Genomic DNA, 16,910 nt, shown 5'->3' with positions numbered 1-16,910 from the left:
GGTGCCGGCGGTGGAGCCGCCGGCGGACGCCGTGGCGGCGCCGCGGCTGCCGGAGCGGCGGCCGGGCGTGGCCGCAACGGCGGCGGCAAGGTCGAGCAGGAGCGTCGCGGCGACCGCGACCTCTTCGACGACGGCCAGGACTGGATCGACGACGCCGACGCGGCGCCCGGCACCATCAACTGACGCACGCCCCACGACCGCGGCCTCACGATCGCGCCGTCGACCCGCAGCAGCGGTCGGCGGCGCGACGTGCGTCGGCGTCAGGCCAGGACGCTGGTGACCGGCAGGCTGGAGTCGGCAGGCAGGTCCAGGGGCGACGCCGGGCGCCCGCGGGCCACCATCTCGGCGCCGAGCGCCGCGACCATGGCGCCGTTGTCGGTGCACAGGCCGGGGCGCGGCACGCGCACGCGGATGCCGAGCTTGGAGGCACGCTCCTCGGCCAGCGCGCGCAGGCGCGAGTTGGCAGCCACCCCGCCGCCGATCAGCAGGTCCTCGATGCCCTCGCTGGACGCGGCGTCGAGTGCCTTGCGCACCAGGACGTCGCAGACGGCCTCCTGGAAGCTCGCGGCGACGTCGTTGACCGGCACCGGCTCCCCCGCGCGCTCGCGAGCCTCGACCCACCGGGCGACGGCGGTCTTGAGCCCCGAGAACGAGAAGTCGAAGCGGTGCCGCTCCAGGTCGCGTCGGGCGCTGAGCCCGCGCGGGAAGTCGATGGCGACGCTGTCGCCATCGCGGGCCACCCGGTCGATGTGGGGGCCGCCGGGGAAGGGCAGGCCGAGCAGGCGGGCCACCTTGTCGAACGCCTCGCCGGCGGCGTCGTCGATGGTGGCGCCCATCGGGTCGACCCCGGTCGTGACGTCGGTGACCTTGAGCAGGCTGGAGTGGCCACCGCTGACCAGCAGGGCCAGGCACGGCTCGGGCAGGGCGCCGTGCTCGAGCTGGTCGACGGCGACGTGGGCGGCGAGGTGGTTGACGCCGTAGATCGGCTTGCCGAGGCCGAGCGCCAGCGCCTTCGCCGCCGCGACGCCGACCAGCAGGGCGCCGGCCAGGCCGGGGCCGTTGGTCACGGCGATCGCATCGACGTCGCGCAGCTTGATGCCGGAGGTCTCGCACGCCCGCTCGATGGTGGGCACCATCGCCTCGAGGTGGGCGCGGCTGGCGACCTCGGGCACGACGCCGCCGAAGCGGGCGTGCTCCTCGACGCTGCTCGCGACGGCGTCGGCCAGCAGGGTGTGCCCGCGGACGACACCGACGCCGGTCTCGTCGCACGAGGTCTCGATGCCGAGGACGAGGGGTTCGTGCTTCACGGGATCATCCTCCCCCGCAGGCGGGGCCGAGCGCACGGCGCATGACCACGGCCGGCGATCCGTCGCGGTAGTAGCGGGGCCGACGGTCGACCTCCACGAAGCCTCGGGCCGCGTAGAACGCGAGGGCGGGGGCGTTGGTGTCGCGCACCTCGAGGAGCAGCCTGTCGGCACCCCCGTCGGCGGCCAGGGTGACGACGGCGTCCAGCAGCTCGGTGGCCACGCCGCCGCGGCGCCGGTCGCCGCGGACGGCGATCCGCTGCAGCTCGGCGATGTCGGCCACCACGCTCGCGACGGCGTACCCGGCGAGGCCGTCGTCGTCGGCGACGACGTAGTGGACCGTGGGCAGGTTGCCCTCGACCCCCTCGCGCACCAGGCCCTCGGACCAGGCGTCGGCCCCGAGGGCGTCGGACTCCAGGTCAGCGATGGCGACGACGTCGGCGGGGGTGGCCGAGCGGATCACGAGACCCGCTTCGGCGGGCGCGGGCTCTCGGCGTCGGGACGGCGCAGGTAGAGCGGGTCGGGGTCGTAGAGCTCGGCGAGCTCCTCGGTGACCACCCGGGCCAGCCAGCCGGCGCTGGGTCGCAGCGGGCCGGTGTGGGCCGGGAACGCCGCGGGGTAGAGCGCCCCGCCCTCCCCCACCACCGGGAGCTCGCTGGCCACGACGTCGGGCTTGGCGACGTCCGGGCCGGCCTGCCGCACGCCACCGTCGTCGTAGGAGGCGAGGTAGACCTCCTTGCGACGGGCGTCGGTGGCCACCACGAAGGGTCCGGGCAGCTGACCGGCGGCCTCGGCGGCGAGGACGTCGAGCGAGCACACGCCGTAGACGGGCAGCTCCAGGACGTGGGCCAGCGTGCGGGCGGTGACCAGGCCGACGCGCAGCCCGGTGAACGGCCCGGGGCCCACGCCGACGGCGATCGCGGTGAGGTCCTGGCGCACGATGCCGGCGCGCTGGAGGGCCTCCTCGATGAGCGGCGCGAGCTGCTCGCCGTGCTTCATCGACCGCTCCGAGGTCAGCTCGACCACCACGTCCTCACCGTCGTGCAGGGCGACGGTGACGGTGGGCGAGGCGGTGTCGAACGCAAGGAGCACGGGACGAACCTACTAATGCGCCCAGCGGGTGCCGACGCCGAGGACCTCGACGTGGCGCGGGTCCAGCTCGCCGTCGGCGGTGTCGGCGCGCGTGATGCGGACCTCCAGGCGGGAGTCGGACAGGGTCTCGGCCATCCCCTCCCCCCACTCGACGACCGTGACCGCCTCGTCGAGGGAGGTGTCGAGGTCGAGGTCGTCGAGCTCGTCGAGGCCGCCGAGCCGGTAGGCGTCGACGTGCACGAGGTCGGGCCCACCCACCAGCGACGGGTGGACGCGGGCGATGACGAACGTCGGCGAGGTGACGCCGCCGCGCACCTGCAGCCCCTCGCCGAGCCCCTGGGTGAACGTCGTCTTGCCCGCTCCGAGCCCGCCCGAGAGGACGAGCAGGTCACCCGCGCGCAGCTCGCCGGCGAGGCGCACCCCGAGGGCGTGCATGTCGTCGGCGGTGGGCACGTCGAAGCTGCGCGGCAGCGGCCGGGACAGCTCGACGTAGGGGTAGCGGCGGTCGGCCTGGGCGAAGCCGCGGCGCTGCCAGAAGGCGACCGTCGCGGGCAGCTCCTCGCGGGCCACGACGGAGAGCCGGGCCCTGCCCGGCCAGGCGTCCACCGCGGCGGCGACCATGGCCGCCGCCACCCCGTGGCCCTGGGCGGCCGGCAGTACCCCGAAGCGGCGCAGGTAGACGGAGTCGCCCACCGGGTCGAACAGCAGGGCGCCGACCGGCTCGTCGCCCACCCGCGCGACGAGCCCGCCGTTGAGCGCCAGGCGGGTGCCGATGGACTCGACGGTCTCGCTGAGCGCGTCGGCCGGCGGGTCGAGTGCCGGGCGGCTCGCGAACGCCTCGTGGACGATGTGGTGGACCACGGCGGCCGACTCGTGGCCGACGCGCCGTACGGAGAGCGTCACCGGCCCGTCACCCGGGTGGTGGCGGCGGTGATGAGCTGGTCCAGCTCCGCGGTCACCTGGTCGTGGCGCTCCAGCGGGACCATGTGGCCCGCGCCCTCGCACTCGAGCAGCCGCGACCCGGCGATGCGGGCGTGGAGCTTGCGGCTGTGGCCGATCGAGGTCATCTTGTCCTCGGTGCCGCAGACGACCGAGGTGGGGACCCGCCCGAGCACCTCCACGAAGTCGAACTTGTCGAGGCTGCTGAAGCTGGGGAAGAACTCCGCGACCACCTCGAACGGCGTCGCCGACAGCATGTCGTCGACGAACTCGACGTAGGCGGCCGGGACCTTGTCGCCGAACGCGAACACGTCGGTCGTCACCCGCGCGACGGCCGCACCCATGCGACGGAACGTGTCGACCGAGCGGTGCCCGCGGCGCAGCGTGCGCACCGCCCCGCTCGTGAGCCGCCCGCTGAGCCGGCTGGGCAGCAGCGGCAGCAGGACCCGGCCGACGTCGAGACCGCCGGCGGTGGTGGAGATCAGGCCCACGCCGACCACGCGGTCCCCGATCAGCTCGGGGAACTGCTCGGCGAAGGCGACGACGGACATCCCGCCCATCGAGTGGCCCACCAGGACCACCGGGCCGTCGGGGACGACCTCGTCGACGACCTGCTTGAGGTCGCGGCCGAGCTGCTCGATCGTGGCGTTCTCGTTGCTGGAGCGTCCGGAGCGGCCGTGGGAGCGCTGGTCGTAGAAGACGGTGCGGACCAGGCCGCGGTAGGCGCCGCGCTGGAAGTGCCAGGCGTCCAGGTTGAGGCAGTAGCCGTGGACGAAGACGACCGTCACCTCCGGGTCGGGCCCGCGGCGCGACCACCGTCGCTGGGTGGGCGGCGCCTCGGTCAGCGCGTCGACCTCGACGTGGAGCGGGACGCCGTCCTCGGCGATGACGCTGACGGGGGCCGAGCGCAGGGTCCCGAACGCGTCGGTCACGTCGCGCCGGCCGCCGATGGCGTGGTTGCGGCGCGCGACCTCGACCGCCGTACCGGCTGCGGCCAGGCCGACCGCGCCGGCGGCGATGCCGACGATGCGGCGGTGGACGCTCATGCGGGGGCCTCGCTGTCGACGTGGGAGCGGGTCAGACGGCCCCCGATGCGGGTCACGATCTCGTAGCTGATGGTGTCGCACCACTGCGCCCAGTCCTGGGCGGTCGGCTCGCCGTCGCGACCGGGGCCGAACAGGACGACCTCGTCGCCCGCCTCCACCGGATCGCCGTCGAGGTCGACGACCACCTGGTCCATGCAGACCCGGCCGCGGATCGGGCGTCGCCGGCCGCCGACGGCGACGGAGGCGACGTTGCCGGCCTGGCGGGGCACGCCCTCGCCGTAGCCGGCCGGCACGAGGCCGACGGTGGTGGGCCGGTCGGCGGTCCAGGTGTGGCCGTAGGAGACCGCGTCACCGGCCGCGATCGCCTTCACCAGGGCCAGTCGCGCGCGCACGGTCATGGCCGGCACCAGACCGATGTCGTCGGTCTCGCCCGGGGCCGGGTCGAGGCCGTAGGAGGCGATGCCGCAGCGCACCAGGTCGAAGCGGCTGCTGGGACGCAGCAGGGTGGCCGCGGAGTTGGCGAGGTGGCGCACCTCCGGGCGCAGCCCGGCCCGCTCGGCGGCCTCCAGGGCCCTGCGGAACGTCGCCTCCTGGGCGTCGTTGGCGGGGTGGTCGGGGTCGTCGCTGCAGGCGAGGTGCGACCAGACGCCGGTGACGCGCCACCGGCCCGCCTCCTCGCCGGCCCGGGCACGGGCGAAGAGGCCCTCCCAGTCGCGCTCCGACGCGCCGCCCCGCGACAGCCCGGTGTCGACCTTGAGCTGGACCCGGGCGGGCCGAGGGCCGGTGGCGGAGCCGGAGTCGGAGTCGGAGGCGGCCGCGGCGATCTCGTCGAGCTCGGCGACGGAGTAGGCGGTGACGTCGAGGTCGGCGGCCAGCGCGGCGGCGTAGTCCTCACCGGGGACGGTCAGCCAGCACAGGACCCGGCCGGTGTCGCCCGCGGCGCGAAGGGCGAGCGCCTCGTCGAGCGTGGCGGCGCCGAGCCACTCCGCGCCGGCCGCTCGCGCGGCGGCGGCCACCTGCGCCATGCCGTGGCCGTAGCCGTCGGCCTTGACGACGACCATGACCGGGACCCCCGCGGTGCGGCGCAGGGTCCGGACGTTGTGGCGGATCGCGGCGAGGTCGACGACGATCTCGGCCCGCGGTCTGGTCATGGGGTCGATTGTCCCATCCGCGACGACTGGTCAGCCGAGCGGCGGGAGCCCGCGGACGACCGCAGGCACCGCGCCCGCGATCTGGCCCGCCACCAGCGGCCCACCGGCCCCGGCCGTCGTGGCCGCCGCCCCGTGCAGCCAGGACCCGACCGAGGCGGCGTCGAAGGGCTCGAGCCCGGCGGCCAGGAGCGCGCCGATGAGGCCGCCGAGCACGTCGCCGGCCCCGGCGGTGGCGAGCCAGGGGTTGCCGGTGGTGGTGACCCGGGTGCGGCCGCCCTGCCCGGGCGGCTCTGCCACCAGGGTGTGGCGGCCCTTGAGCAGCACGACGCAGCCGTAGGCCTCGGCGGCCTCGCGGGCGTGGACCAGGGGCCGCGCCTCGATGTCGGCGCGGTCGCGGCCGAGCATCGCGGCGAGCTCGCCGGCGTGCGGGGTGAGCACGGCCGGCACGTCGAGCGGTCCCTCTAGGTGGGCGAGAGCGTCGGCGTCCACGACGACCGGCACCCCGTCGCGGAGCACGGCGGCCAGCTCGGCCGCGGCGTGCTGGCCGCTCCCGGAGCCGACCACCCACGCCTGGACGCGGCCGTCGCCCACGACCTCGGGGTGCGCGTCGCGCACCCGCCCGGCCACGCCGGCGTCGCCGACGTAGCGGACCATGCCGGCGAGCCCGCTGGCGGCGCCGGAGACGCTCAGCAGCCCGGCGCCGGGGTACTCGTCGGAGCCGGCCCGGACGCCGACCACGCCGCGGGCGTACTTCTGGGCGTCCTCGGCCGGGCGCGGCAGCAGCACGGCGACGTCCGCGGGCTGCAGGGCCTCGATGTCGGCCGGGGGCAGGTCGAGACCGAGGTCCACGAGCTGGACGGCGCCGCACGCGGAGGCGGCCGGGTCGACCAGGTGGGCGGCCTTGAGCGTGCCGAACGTGACGGTCAGGTCCGCACGCACGTGCCCCCCGTCGAGCTCGCCGGTGTCGACGCCGACGCCCGACGGCAGGTCGACCGCGACGACCGGCACGCCGTCGAGCTCGGCCAGCGCGGCCGTCGCCTCCTCGCGCAGCCCCGGCCGCCCCCCGATCCCGGTGATCCCGTCCACCACGACGTCGAAGGTCCCGGTGGTGCTGGTGGAGGCGGTCGCGTCGGGTCGTGTGCCGGAGGCAGCGCCCGGGCGCCGGCGGCGCCACACGACCCGCCCGCCGGCCGCCCGCAGCGCCTCCAGCCCGCCCTCGTGCGCGGCATCGGACAGCAGCCACGCCTCGACGGCCACGCCGCGCCGGGCGAGCACGGCACCGGCGTGGAGCGCGTCGCCGCCGTTGTCGCCGGCGCCGACCAGGAGCAGCACGCGGCGCCCGTAGGCCGAGCCCAGCAGCTCGAGCACCGCGTAGGCCAGCCCGTGCGCGGCACGCTGCATCAGCGCCCCCTCGGGCAGCCGCGCCAGCAGCGCCGCCTCCGCCTCGCGTACCTGCTCGACCGTGTGCGCGCGCCTCATGGACTCACGCTAGCGGGGGCGGTGGCAGGTCGTGTGTCGGAGACCGGGCCCCGGCGCTGCCTGCGACACACGACCCAGCTCCGATCACCGCCTCCTGTGGACAACGCACGGCAGCATCTCGATTCCGGGCATACCTCGTGGATGCAGTCACTGGAACAGCTGCTCCGCGAGCAGCGCGGGCTGGTCGCGCGCCGCCAGCTCAACGACCGCGGCGTCGACTGGGGTCGCGTCCGCAACAACCTCGCAGCCGGACGGTGGGCCGAGCGGACGCCGCGAGTCATCAGCGTCACGACCGGGACCCTCGACCCGACGCAGCGACTGTGGCTCGCCGTGCTGCACGCGGGGCCACGCAGCATGCTGGGCGGACTCACCGCCGCGGCGACGCACGGGCTGGACGGGTGGCCGCGGCGTCAGGTGTGCGTGCTGGTGGACGACGAGCTGGCCTTCGAGCCCGTCGACGGTGTGCGGTTCTTCCGTACCCGACGACCGTACGAGCGGCTCCGCTCGCCGCGGCCCGGGCTGCCCCGCTGCCATCTCGAGCCCGCGGTGCTCCTCTGGGCTGCGTACGAGGCTGAGCCCCGTGCCGCTCACGGCATCCTGGCGGCCGTCGTGCAGCAGCGGCTGACCACGGCGGCACGGCTGGTCGAGTGGGTCGACCAGCTGCGGCCACTGCGGCGGGCCAAGCCCTTCAAGGCCACGCTGAGCTCCATCGACGACGGGGTCCAGTCGATGGCGGAGCTCGACGTGCGTCGCATGTGCCTGCGCTTCGCCATGCCCTTCCCCCTGCGCCAGCGGCCGCGCACCGATCGCGCGGGCAAGGTGCGGTGGACCGACTGCGAGTGGGACCTGCCCGACGGCTCCGTGCTCGTGCTGGGGGTGGACGGGTCGTTCCACATGGAGGCGCTCGAGTGGCGCGCCGACCTCCGACGCGCACGCCGCATCACCACGTCGACGCGGACCATCCTGCGCTGCTCCGCCTTCGAGCTGCGCCACGAGCCTGGGGAGGTCGCGATCGACCTGGTGGCGCTGGGTCTGCCGGGTCGTGTGCCAGGCGCGGCGGCCTGACGCTGCCTGCGGCACACGACCCACCCCCAGGCCCGCGCGACCCACCACCGCATCCGACTGACCCAGCTGCGGGATCGAGGCCGCGCGCCACCTGGGTCGTGTGCCCCACGCAGCGCCGCAGCGCTGCCTCCGGCACACGACCCATGTCCCAACCCGCCCAACCCGTACCAGAAGCTACGCCGGAGGGGTCAGGACTCGAGGACGACGACGGCGGACGCGATGCCGGCGTCGTGGGAGAGGGAGAGGTGGACGTGGGCGACGCCGAGCTCGGCGGCACGGGCGGCCACGGAGCCGCGGATCTCGAGCAGGGGACGGCCGGACGCCTCGTTGACGACCTCCGCGTCCTGCCACGACATGCCGACCGGCGCGCCGAGGGCCTTGGCCACGGCCTCCTTGGCGGCGAAGCGCGCGGCCAGGGACGCCAGCGGGCGGCTCGCCTCGGCGGGGGTGAAGAGGCGGGCGGAGAGACCGGGCGTGCGCTCCAGGGACTCGCCGAAGCGCTCGATGTCGACCACGTCGATGCCGACGCCGATCACCGCCACGGTCGGTGCCCGCTCACTCGGTGCCGGCTCACTCGACGGTGACGGACTTGGCGAGGTTGCGGGGCTGGTCGACGTCGTGGCCCATGGCGGTCGCCAGCTCGCAGGCGAACAGCTGGAGCGGCACGACCGAGACCAGCGGCTGGAGCAGGACCGGGACCTTCGGCAGTCGGATCAGCACGTCGGCGTACGGCTCGATCGAGGTGTCGCCCTCCTCGGCCAGGCAGATCGTGCGCGCACCGCGGGCCCGGACCTCCTGGATGCCGCTGATCATCTTGCCGTGGAGCTGGTCGCGACCCTGGGGAGGTACGACGCACAGGACCGGCAGCCCCTCCTCGATCAGGGCGATCGGCCCGTGCTTGAGCTCGCCCGCGGCGAAGCCCTCGGCGTGGATGTAGGCGAGCTCCTTGAGCTTCAGCGCGCCCTCGAGGGCCACCGGGTAGCCGGCGTGGCGGCCGAGGAAGAGCACCGAGCGGGTGTCGAGGTGGCTGCGGGCGAGGTCGTAGACGGTCTCCGCGGACTCCAGCACCGTCTCGATGTGGCCCGGCATGGCCTCGAGCTGCTGCATGATCTCGTCGATCTCGTCGCCGTAGCGGGTGCCCTTGACCTGGGCGACGTAGAGGGCCAGCAGGTAGCAGGCGACGAGCTGGGTGAGGAAGCCCTTGGTGGAGGCGACGCCGATCTCGGGGCCGGCGTGGGTGTAGATCACCGCGTCGGACTCGCGCGGGATGGTCGAGCCGTTGGTGTTGCAGATCGCCAGCACCTTGGAGCGCTGGGTGCGGGCGTGCCGGATGGCCTGGAGGGTGTCGGCGGTCTCGCCCGACTGGCTAATCGCCACGATCAGGGTGGAGTAGTCGAGGATCGGGTCGCGGTAGCGGAACTCCGAGGCCAGCTCGACCTCGACGGGCACGCGCGTCCAGTGCTCGATGGCGTACTTGGCCACCATGCCGGCGTAGAACGACGTGCCGCAGGCGATGATGATGATCTTGTCGACGTCGCGGATCTCGTCGTCGGACAGGCGCATCTCGTCGAGCTGCAGCAACCCCTCCTCGTTGCGTCGCCCCAGCAGGGAGTCCGCGACCGCGCGCGGCTGCTCGAAGATCTCCTTGCGCATGAACCAGTCGTGGCCGTCCTTCTCGGCGGCCGACAGGTCCCAGGTGACGTGGTAGCGCTTGCCCTCCGAGGGCGCGCCGTCGAAGTCGGTGACCTCCACGCCCTCGCGGGTGATCGTGACGACCTGGTCCTGGCCGAGCTCCATGGCCTCGCGGGTGTGCTCGATGAACGCCGCCACGTCGGAGCCCAGGAAGTTCTCCCCGTCGCCGATGCCGACCACCAGCGGCGAGCTGCGGCGCGCCGCGACGACCCGGTCGGGGTCCTGGCTGTCGACCGCGACGAGCGTGAAGGCGCCCTCGAGGCGGCGGCAGACCTCCTGCATGGCGGTCGTCAGGTCGAGGCCGGAGACGACCAGCGTCTCGAGCAGGTGGGCGGCGACCTCGGTGTCGGTCTCGGAGAGCAGCACGCCGCCGGAGGTCTCGATCTCAGTGCGCAGGGTCGCGAAGTTCTCGATGATCCCGTTGTGCACGAGCGCCACGCGGCGCGCGCCGCCGGCGTGGGGGTGCGCGTTGGCGTCGTTGGGCGCGCCGTGCGTGGCCCAGCGGGTGTGTCCGATGCCGGTGGTCGACTCCGGGAGCGGTGCGTCGGCGATGGCCTTCTCGAGGTTGGCGAGCTTGCCGGCGCGCTTCTCCGAGGCCAGCGTGCCCTGGACCACGAGGGCCACGCCCGCCGAGTCGTAGCCGCGGTACTCCAACCGTCGCAGACCCTCGATGACGACCTGCTGGGCCTGCTTCGGGCCCACGTATCCGACGATGCCACACATGGGCCCCACTGTAAGGGTGGGACGCCGCTCCTCCGGCCCGCACCCGCTGCTGCAAGAATCCCCGCATGTCGACAGGCGGGGGCCATCGCAACGGTGGCCACGACGACGCACACCGGGAGAGCTCGCCGTACGTCGAGCTGGACCGTGCGGCGTGGGCTGCGCTGGCCGCGGAGACCGAGAACCCGCTCAGCGTCGAGGAGATCCGCAACCTGCGCGGGCTCGGCGACCAGCTGGACCTCGACGAGGTCCAGGAGGTCTACCTGCCGCTGAGCCGGCTGCTGAGCCTGTACGTCGAGGCCGCGGGCAAGCTGCACCGCGAGCAGGAGGCGTTCCTGCACCAGCGCAACCCGCCTCGCACGCCGTTCGTGATCGGGCTCGCTGGCTCCGTGGCGGTCGGCAAGTCGACCACCGCGCGCGTGCTGCAGCAGATGCTGGCCCACTGGCCCGAGCACCCCAACGTCGCCCTGATCACCACCGACGGCTTCCTCTACCCCAACCATGAGCTCGAGCGCCGCGGCCTGATGCACCGCAAGGGCTTCCCCGAGTCCTACGACCGTCGCGCCCTGCTGCGCTTCGTGGTGGACATCAAGTCGGGCAAGGACGAGGTCGAGGCACCGACGTACTCCCACCTCGTCTACGACGTCGTCCCCGGCGAGAAGGTCGTCGTCAAGCGCCCCGACATCGTCATCATCGAGGGCCTCAACGTCCTCCAGCCGGCGCGCGTGCGCGAGGACGGCACCGCCGGGCTGACGCTGAGCGACTTCTTCGACTTCTCCGTCTACGTCGACGCCGGGCGCGACAAGATCCGCGACTGGTACGTCTCGCGGTTCCTGCGCCTGCGCGAGACGGCGTTCCGCGACCCAGGCTCCTACTTCGCGAAGTACGGCGCGTTGACCCAGGAGGAGGCGGTCGCCGAGGCCGAGCGCATCTGGGACGGCATCAACGGCCCCAACCTGGTCGAGAACATCCTGCCCACCCGCTCGCGCGCCACGCTGGTGCTGCGCAAGGACCGGGACCACTCGGTCCGCTACGTCCGGCTGCGCAAGCTGTAGCGACCCATTCGACGGGGGGAGCGCGCCGACTGCGCAGAGCGCCCGTCACTTCCGTCCCTCGCGCCCCACTGCCCGGCGGAAACTCACGCTTCCCGGCCGAAGCTTCCTGCCGGAAGCGTGAGTTTCACCGGGTACCCGGTGAAACTCCCCCGCGAGGGCGAGACGCTCCGCGTCAGAGCGCGAGCTGGGCGAGCACGACGGCGGCGAGCCGGTCGGCGACGTCCTGGGCGAGCTCCTGGGTCGGCGCCTCGACCATGACCCGGACCAGGGACTCGGTGCCGGAGGGGCGCAGCAGCACCCGGCCGGTGTCGCCGAGGGCGTACTCCTCCTCCGCGACGGCCGCGGCGAGGACCGGGTCGTCGTCGGCGCGGGTCTTGTCGACCCCGGGCACGTTGACGAGCACCTGAGGCAGCCGGGTCACGACCCCCGCCAGCGAGGCGAGGCTCTGGCCGGTCGCCACCATCCGGTCGAGGACGTGCAGGGCGGTGAGGATGCCGTCGCCGGTGGTGGCGTGGTCGCTCATGATCACGTGGCCGGACTGCTCGCCGCCGAGCGTGTAGCCGGAGACGCGCATGGCCTCGAGGACGTAGCGGTCGCCGACCTTGGTCTGGCGCACCCCGAGACCGGCGGCCTTCATGGCCTGCACGAACCCGAGGTTGCTCATCACGGTGGCCACGACGGTGTCCTTGACCAGGAGCCCGGACTCGGCCATCCCGATCGCGAGGACCGCGAGGATCTGGTCGCCGTCGACGGTGTTGCCCTCGTGGTCGACCGCGAGGCAGCGGTCGGCGTCGCCGTCGAGCGCGAAGCCGACGTCGGCGCCGTGCTCCAGCACGGCCTCGCGCAGGGGGCCGAGGTGGGTGGAGCCGCAGCCGTCGTTGATGTTGAGCCCGTCCGGCTCGACGCCGATCGCGACGACCTCCGCGCCGGCCAGCCGCAGCGCCCGGGGGCCGGCCTCGTGGGCGGCGCCGTGGGCGCAGTCCAGGACCACCTTGAGGCCGCTCAGCGGCCGCTGGATCGTGGAGAGCAGGTGGTCGACGTACTCCTCGACCGGGGTGGCGTACGGCGAGACGCGGCCGACCTCGCCGCCGGTCGGGCGCTCCCAGGCCATCTCGAGGTGCGCCTCGATGTCGCGCTCGACGGCGTCGTCCAGCTTGAGGCCGCCGCGGGAGAGGAACTTGATGCCGTTGTCGGGCATCGGGTTGTGCGAGGCGCTGATGACCACGCCCAGGTCGGCGCCCAGGGCGTGGGTCATGTAGGCGACGCCCGGCGTCGGCAGCACCCGCAGCCGCACGACGTCGACGCCGGCCGAGGCCAGCCCCGCCACGACGGCGTGCTCGAGGAACTGCCCCGAGATCCGGGTGTCCCGCCCGACCACGGCGATCGGCCGTGGCCCGGCGTACTCCCCGCGGTCGACGAGGACGCGGGCGGCGGCAACGGAAAGGTCCAGGGCCAGCTCAGCGGTCAGATGACCGTTGGCCAGGCCCCGGACCCCGTCCGTGCCGAAGATGCGCGGCATGTGGTGCTACGCCGCGATCAGCGCTTGCTGAACTGAGGCGCCTTGCGGGCCTTCTTGAGACCGGCCTTCTTGCGCTCGATGACGCGGGCGTCGCGGGTCAGCAGACCGGCCTTCTTGAGGGCCGGGCGGTTGGCCTCGGTGTCGATCCAGTTCAGGCAGCGGGCCACGCCGAGGCGCAGGGCGCCGGCCTGACCGGTGATGCCGCCGCCGTGGATGCGCGCGATGACGTCGAAGCGGCCCTCGAGCTGAAGCTCGGCGAACGGCTCGTTGACGACCTGCTGGTGCAGCTTGTTCGGGAAGTAGGAGTCGAGCGTGCGACCGTTGACGGTCCACACGCCGGTGCCGGGGACGATGCGCACGCGGGCGACGGCCTCCTTGCGGCGACCGGTGGCCGCCGCGGGGGCGATCGTCGCCGGGCGGGCGGGGGTGTCCGCGGACGCGGAGCTCTCGGAGCTGTAGGCAACGCCCTGCTCGTCGGTCTCGTAGGTCTCCTCGACCTCGGTGCTGGTGTCAGCCACTGTGTTCCTCAACCTTGCTTTCGACGTCGATGATTACTGGGAGATCTGCGAGATCTCGAAGGGGACGGCCTGCTGGGCCGAGTGCGGGTGGTTCGGGCCCGAGTAGACCTTGAGCTTCTTCATCAGGGCGCGGCCGAGCTTGTTCTTGGGGAGCATGCCCCACACGGCCTTCTCGATCGCCTTGCGAGCGTCCTTGTCGAGGACCTCGCCGATGGGCGTGGAGGTGAGACCGCCCGGGTAGCCGGAGTGGCGGTAGGCCAGCTTGGTGGTGCGCTTGCTGCCGGTGAGGGCGACCTTCTCCGCGTTGACGACGATGACGAAGTCACCGGTGTCCATGTGCGGGGCGTAGATCGGCTTGTGCTTGCCGCGGAGGAGCGTGGCGACCTCGACGGCGAGACGGCCGAGGATGATGTCCTCTGCGTCGATGACGTGCCAGTCGCGCTGGATGTCGCCGGGCTTGGGGCTGTACGTGCGCAAGACGGTTCTTCTCTCTTCGTTCGTGGGGGCCCGTCGGATGAGACTTCCGGGCGGTGGAGCTGCGTCTTCTGACGAACACGGCCCGGCTTGGTGTCCGGGACTGCATCCGGGCCGTCATGAGCAGGTCCGGACGCGGCAGGAGTCGCGACCGGCAAGACTACGGCGCCCGCGCCACGGGGGTCAAAACGCCGGGGGCGGGACCTCGCGCGAGGCCGCCCCGGGGCGGTCCCGCCCGAGGCCCCGGATGCACGAACATGGACACGGGGTTCGCGCCCCGACCATGCGCGGTTTAGGTTGGACGACGTGACTGACTCTCTCACCGTCCGAGACAACCGCACCGGACAGGAGTACGACGTACCGATCCTCGACGGCACCATCAAGGCCGCCGACGTCGGGAAGATCAAGACGGGAGAGGACGAGCCCGGGTTGGCCGTCTACGATCCCGGCTTCGTCAACACCGCCTCCTGCCGCAGCGCCGTGACCTTCATCGATGGCGACAAGGGGATCCTCGAGTACCGCGGGTACCCCATCGAGCAGCTGGCCGAGAAGTCCAACTTCCTCGAGGTCGCCTACCTGCTGGTCCACGGCGCCCTGCCCACCAAGGAGGAGTACGACTCCTGGGTGCACGAGATCACGTACCACACCTTCGTGCACGAGAACGTGAAGACGTTCATGCAGGGCTTCCGCTACGACGCCCACCCGATGGGCATGCTGATGGCCTCCGTCGGCGCCCTGTCGACCTTCTACCCCGACGCCCGCAACATCAGCGACGCCGACAACCGGCACATGCAGATCGTGCGGATGATCGCCAAGATGCCCACGCTGGGCGCCTGGTCCTACCGCCACGCGCAGGGCAAGCCGTACGTCTACCCCGACAACGACCTGAGCTACACCGCCAACTTCCTCTCGATGCTCTTCAAGATGAGCGAGTCGAAGTTCGAGGCCGACGAGCGGCTGGTCAAGGCCCTCGACGTGCTGTTCATCCTGCACGCCGACCACGAGCAGAACGCCTCGACGAACGCCGTGCGCTCGGTCGGCTCCACCCAGGTCGACCCCTACTCCGCCGTGTCGGCGGGGGTCGGCGCCCTGTTCGGCCCGCTGCACGGCGGCGCCAACGAGGCCGTCCTGCGGATGCTGCGCCGGATCGGGTCGAAGGAGAACATCCCCGACTTCATCAAGGGCGTGAAGGACGGCAACGAGCGGCTCATGGGCTTCGGCCACCGGGTCTACAAGAACTACGACCCGCGCGCCAAGATCATCAAGAAGTCCGCCGAGGACGTCTTCGAGGTCACCGGCACCAACCCGCTGCTCGACATCGCGCTGGAGCTGGAGAAGATCGCGCTCGAGGACGAGTACTTCGTCAAGCGCAAGCTCTACCCCAACGTCGACTTCTACTCCGGCCTGATCTACGAGGCCTTCCAGTTCCCGCCGGAGATGTTCACGGTCCTCTTCGCGATCGGCCGCACCCCGGGCTGGCTGGCCCAGTGGCTGGAGCTGGTCCAGGACAAGGAGCAGAAGATCGCGCGGCCCAAGCAGATCTACACCGGCGACCGCCGGCTGGACTTCGTGCCGGCCTCCGAGCGCTGGGCGTAGTCAGCTGAACGTCCGCCAGCCCCCGCCCCTCGTCTGGGCGGGGGCTGTCGCGTTCCTGTCCCTGGGACTGCTCGCGCTGGCGGTGGCCGGCGGCTGGCTGGGCGCGGACGTCGACCGCGGAGCCGACTTCTGCGAGGCCGCCACGGGCACGGTGCGACAGCCCGTCAACACGCTCAGCAACCTCGGCTTCGTCGTCGCCGGCCTCCTGGTCGCCCGACAGGCGGGACGACCCGGCGGGCTGGGTGCCGGCACGCTCGCCCGGCGGCCGGGGCTGGCCACGGCGTACGCCTGCGTGGTGGTGCTGCTGGGCCCGGCCAGCATGGCCATGCACGCGACCGAGACCGAGCTCGGCGGGCACCTCGACATGGCCAGCATGTACCTCATCGCCGGCTTCGCCGTCGCGTACGCCGCCATGCGGCACTGGCAGCGGGGGCCGGCGTTCCTCGCGGCCGTCTACCTCGCCGTCCTGGTCGTCTGCGAGCTCGTCGCGCTGCTCGGCGAGGTGCCGTGGCTGGGCCACGCCGGCAACCTCGCGTTCGGCGTCGGCCTGGCCACCGCCCTGTGGCTGGAGTCGCGGGTGGCCCGGGGTGGACGCCTCGTCCTCGACACCCGCTGGGCCTGGGCGGCCACGGGCAGCATCCTGGTGGCGCTGGCGATCTGGACCACCGCCAAGGACGGCTCGGCCCTCTGCTTCCCGACGTCGCTCTACCAGGGCCACGGCGTGTGGCACCTGCTCTGCGCCGTGAGCGCCTGGTGCCTGTTCCGCCTCTACGTCAGCGAGCGACCGGTGGGCGCACCGCCGCGTGAGCTCAGCCCGCAGGCACCAGCGCGACGACCGGGATGACCCGCGAGGTCTTGGCCTCGTACTCCTTGAACCCGGGGAACAGCTCGGCCTGCTGGGCGTAGAGCCGGTCGCGCTCGACGCCGGTGACCTCGACGGCGCGCACCGCCACCTCGTCGTCCCCGACCTCGATCCGGGCGTCGGGGTGGGCCTTGAGGTTGTGGTACCAGTCGGGGTGGTCGTCGGCGCCGGCCTTGGACGCGAACACGACGTAGCGCTCCCCCTCGGGCAGGTACATCATCGGGCTGACGCGCTCCTGGCCGGACCTCGCGCCGGTGCTGTGCAGGAGCAGCAGCGGCGCGCCCTCGAAGGGCCCGCCCACCTGGCCGTGGTTGGCCCGGAACTCCGCGATGACCTGGTCGTTGAAGTCGCTCATGGCCTGAGTCTCCACGGTCGGAGCCGCATGTGAAATGGTGCGG

At 73.1% G+C, this 16,910-nt stretch carries 18 protein-coding genes; 5 read left to right on the top strand and 13 right to left on the bottom strand.

The genetic code is table 11. From position 1 onward, the window contains the following. Positions 1-183: hypothetical protein (locus IRQ30_RS14320; protein ID WP_193613616.1), on the top strand; the 183-nt coding region annotated here is incomplete at its 5' end. 77 nt (positions 184-260) lie between these two features. On the opposite strand, the gene tsaD is transcribed toward IRQ30_RS14320, so the two are convergent. From tsaD to IRQ30_RS14285, 7 genes are read right to left on the bottom strand one after another with little or no spacing between them, the layout of a single operon-like run. Next, the gene (gene tsaD, locus IRQ30_RS14315; protein WP_193613614.1) at positions 261-1,307 is read right to left on the bottom strand and encodes a tRNA (adenosine(37)-N6)-threonylcarbamoyltransferase complex transferase subunit TsaD; all 1,047 of its coding nucleotides are present in this window, start codon (positions 1,305-1,307) and stop codon (positions 261-263) included. A 4-nt stretch (positions 1,308-1,311) separates the two neighbouring features. Next, positions 1,312-1,767, bottom strand: coding sequence for a GNAT family N-acetyltransferase (locus IRQ30_RS14310; RefSeq protein ID WP_193613612.1), 456 nt, complete (start codon positions 1,765-1,767; stop codon positions 1,312-1,314). Further along, on the bottom strand, positions 1,764-2,396 hold the full coding sequence (gene tsaB / locus IRQ30_RS14305) for a tRNA (adenosine(37)-N6)-threonylcarbamoyltransferase complex dimerization subunit type 1 TsaB (RefSeq protein WP_193613610.1): 633 nt from the start codon (positions 2,394-2,396) through the stop codon (positions 1,764-1,766). Before tsaB ends, IRQ30_RS14310 begins: the two co-directional genes overlap by 4 nt. A 12-nt stretch (positions 2,397-2,408) precedes the next feature. Then, positions 2,409-3,299: a tRNA (adenosine(37)-N6)-threonylcarbamoyltransferase complex ATPase subunit type 1 TsaE gene (gene tsaE, locus IRQ30_RS14300; RefSeq protein ID WP_193613608.1), complete on the bottom strand. Its 891-nt coding sequence runs from the start codon at positions 3,297-3,299 to the stop codon at positions 2,409-2,411. Beyond that, entirely contained in the window at positions 3,296-4,381 is a 1,086-nt protein-coding gene (locus IRQ30_RS14295) for an alpha/beta fold hydrolase (RefSeq protein WP_193613606.1), read from the bottom strand. The genes tsaE and IRQ30_RS14295 overlap by 4 nt, the downstream gene beginning before the upstream one ends. Next, positions 4,378-5,532, bottom strand: coding sequence for an alanine racemase (alr, locus tag IRQ30_RS14290; protein WP_193613604.1), 1,155 nt, complete (start codon positions 5,530-5,532; stop codon positions 4,378-4,380). The genes IRQ30_RS14295 and alr overlap by 4 nt, the downstream gene beginning before the upstream one ends. A gap of 30 nt (positions 5,533-5,562) precedes the next feature. Then, positions 5,563-7,011, bottom strand: coding sequence for an NAD(P)H-hydrate epimerase (locus IRQ30_RS14285; RefSeq protein WP_193613602.1), 1,449 nt, complete (start codon positions 7,009-7,011; stop codon positions 5,563-5,565). Positions 7,012-7,152: 141 nt separating this feature from the next. Between IRQ30_RS14285 and IRQ30_RS14280 the strand changes: the two genes are divergently transcribed. Then, the gene (locus tag IRQ30_RS14280; protein WP_193613600.1) at positions 7,153-8,076 is read left to right on the top strand and encodes a hypothetical protein; all 924 of its coding nucleotides are present in this window, start codon (positions 7,153-7,155) and stop codon (positions 8,074-8,076) included. 188 nt (positions 8,077-8,264) lie between these two features. Here IRQ30_RS14280 and IRQ30_RS14275 read toward each other — a convergent pair whose 3' ends face one another. Both IRQ30_RS14275 and glmS read right to left on the bottom strand, forming a co-directional pair. After that, complete coding sequence (locus tag IRQ30_RS14275) at positions 8,265-8,618, bottom strand: holo-ACP synthase (protein WP_193609589.1); 354 nt, start codon at positions 8,616-8,618, stop codon at positions 8,265-8,267. A gap of 28 nt (positions 8,619-8,646) precedes the next feature. Then, entirely contained in the window at positions 8,647-10,491 is a 1,845-nt protein-coding gene (gene glmS / locus IRQ30_RS14270) for a glutamine--fructose-6-phosphate transaminase (isomerizing) (RefSeq protein ID WP_193613598.1), read from the bottom strand. 65 nt (positions 10,492-10,556) lie between these two features. Here glmS and coaA point away from each other — a divergent pair, with 65 nt between their 5' ends. Beyond that, positions 10,557-11,543: a type I pantothenate kinase gene (gene coaA / locus IRQ30_RS14265; RefSeq protein ID WP_193613596.1), complete on the top strand. Its 987-nt coding sequence runs from the start codon at positions 10,557-10,559 to the stop codon at positions 11,541-11,543. A gap of 172 nt (positions 11,544-11,715) precedes the next feature. Here the strand turns inward: coaA and glmM are convergent, their stop codons facing one another. Genes glmM through rplM form a run of 3 tightly spaced genes read right to left on the bottom strand, consistent with a single transcriptional unit; the run spans position 11,716 to position 14,057 of the window. After that, complete coding sequence (gene glmM, locus IRQ30_RS14260; RefSeq protein ID WP_193613594.1) at positions 11,716-13,062, bottom strand: phosphoglucosamine mutase; 1,347 nt, start codon at positions 13,060-13,062, stop codon at positions 11,716-11,718. A 17-nt stretch (positions 13,063-13,079) separates the two neighbouring features. Then, positions 13,080-13,580 carry a 30S ribosomal protein S9 gene (rpsI, locus tag IRQ30_RS14255; protein ID WP_193609593.1) on the bottom strand — a complete coding sequence of 167 codons (501 nt, stop codon included), beginning with the start codon at positions 13,578-13,580 and terminating at the stop codon, positions 13,080-13,082. A 33-nt stretch (positions 13,581-13,613) separates the two neighbouring features. Beyond that, the gene (gene rplM, locus IRQ30_RS14250) at positions 13,614-14,057 is read right to left on the bottom strand and encodes a 50S ribosomal protein L13 (RefSeq protein WP_193613592.1); all 444 of its coding nucleotides are present in this window, start codon (positions 14,055-14,057) and stop codon (positions 13,614-13,616) included. Between the two features lie 303 nt (positions 14,058-14,360). On the opposite strand from rplM, the gene IRQ30_RS14245 reads away from it, so the two are divergent. After that, a complete protein-coding gene (locus tag IRQ30_RS14245; RefSeq protein WP_193609595.1) occupies positions 14,361-15,650 on the top strand; it encodes a citrate synthase in 1,290 nt (429 codons plus the stop codon). 82 nt (positions 15,651-15,732) lie between these two features. Then, complete coding sequence (locus tag IRQ30_RS14240; RefSeq protein WP_338089710.1) at positions 15,733-16,494, top strand: ceramidase domain-containing protein; 762 nt, start codon at positions 15,733-15,735, stop codon at positions 16,492-16,494. Here IRQ30_RS14240 and IRQ30_RS14235 read toward each other — a convergent pair. Continuing rightward, positions 16,460-16,867, bottom strand: coding sequence for a nitroreductase family deazaflavin-dependent oxidoreductase (locus tag IRQ30_RS14235; RefSeq protein WP_193613590.1), 408 nt, complete (start codon positions 16,865-16,867; stop codon positions 16,460-16,462). The genes IRQ30_RS14240 and IRQ30_RS14235 overlap by 35 nt on opposite strands. Between the last annotated feature and the right edge of the window lie 43 nt (positions 16,868-16,910).

Origin of the sequence: Nocardioides lijunqiniae, assembly GCF_015024225.1 — a bacterium.
Lineage (GTDB): Bacteria > Actinomycetota > Actinomycetes > Propionibacteriales > Nocardioidaceae > Nocardioides > Nocardioides lijunqiniae.
Note: the sequence above shows the minus strand (reverse complement) of the source record. Positions and strands in the feature narration are given on the sequence as shown.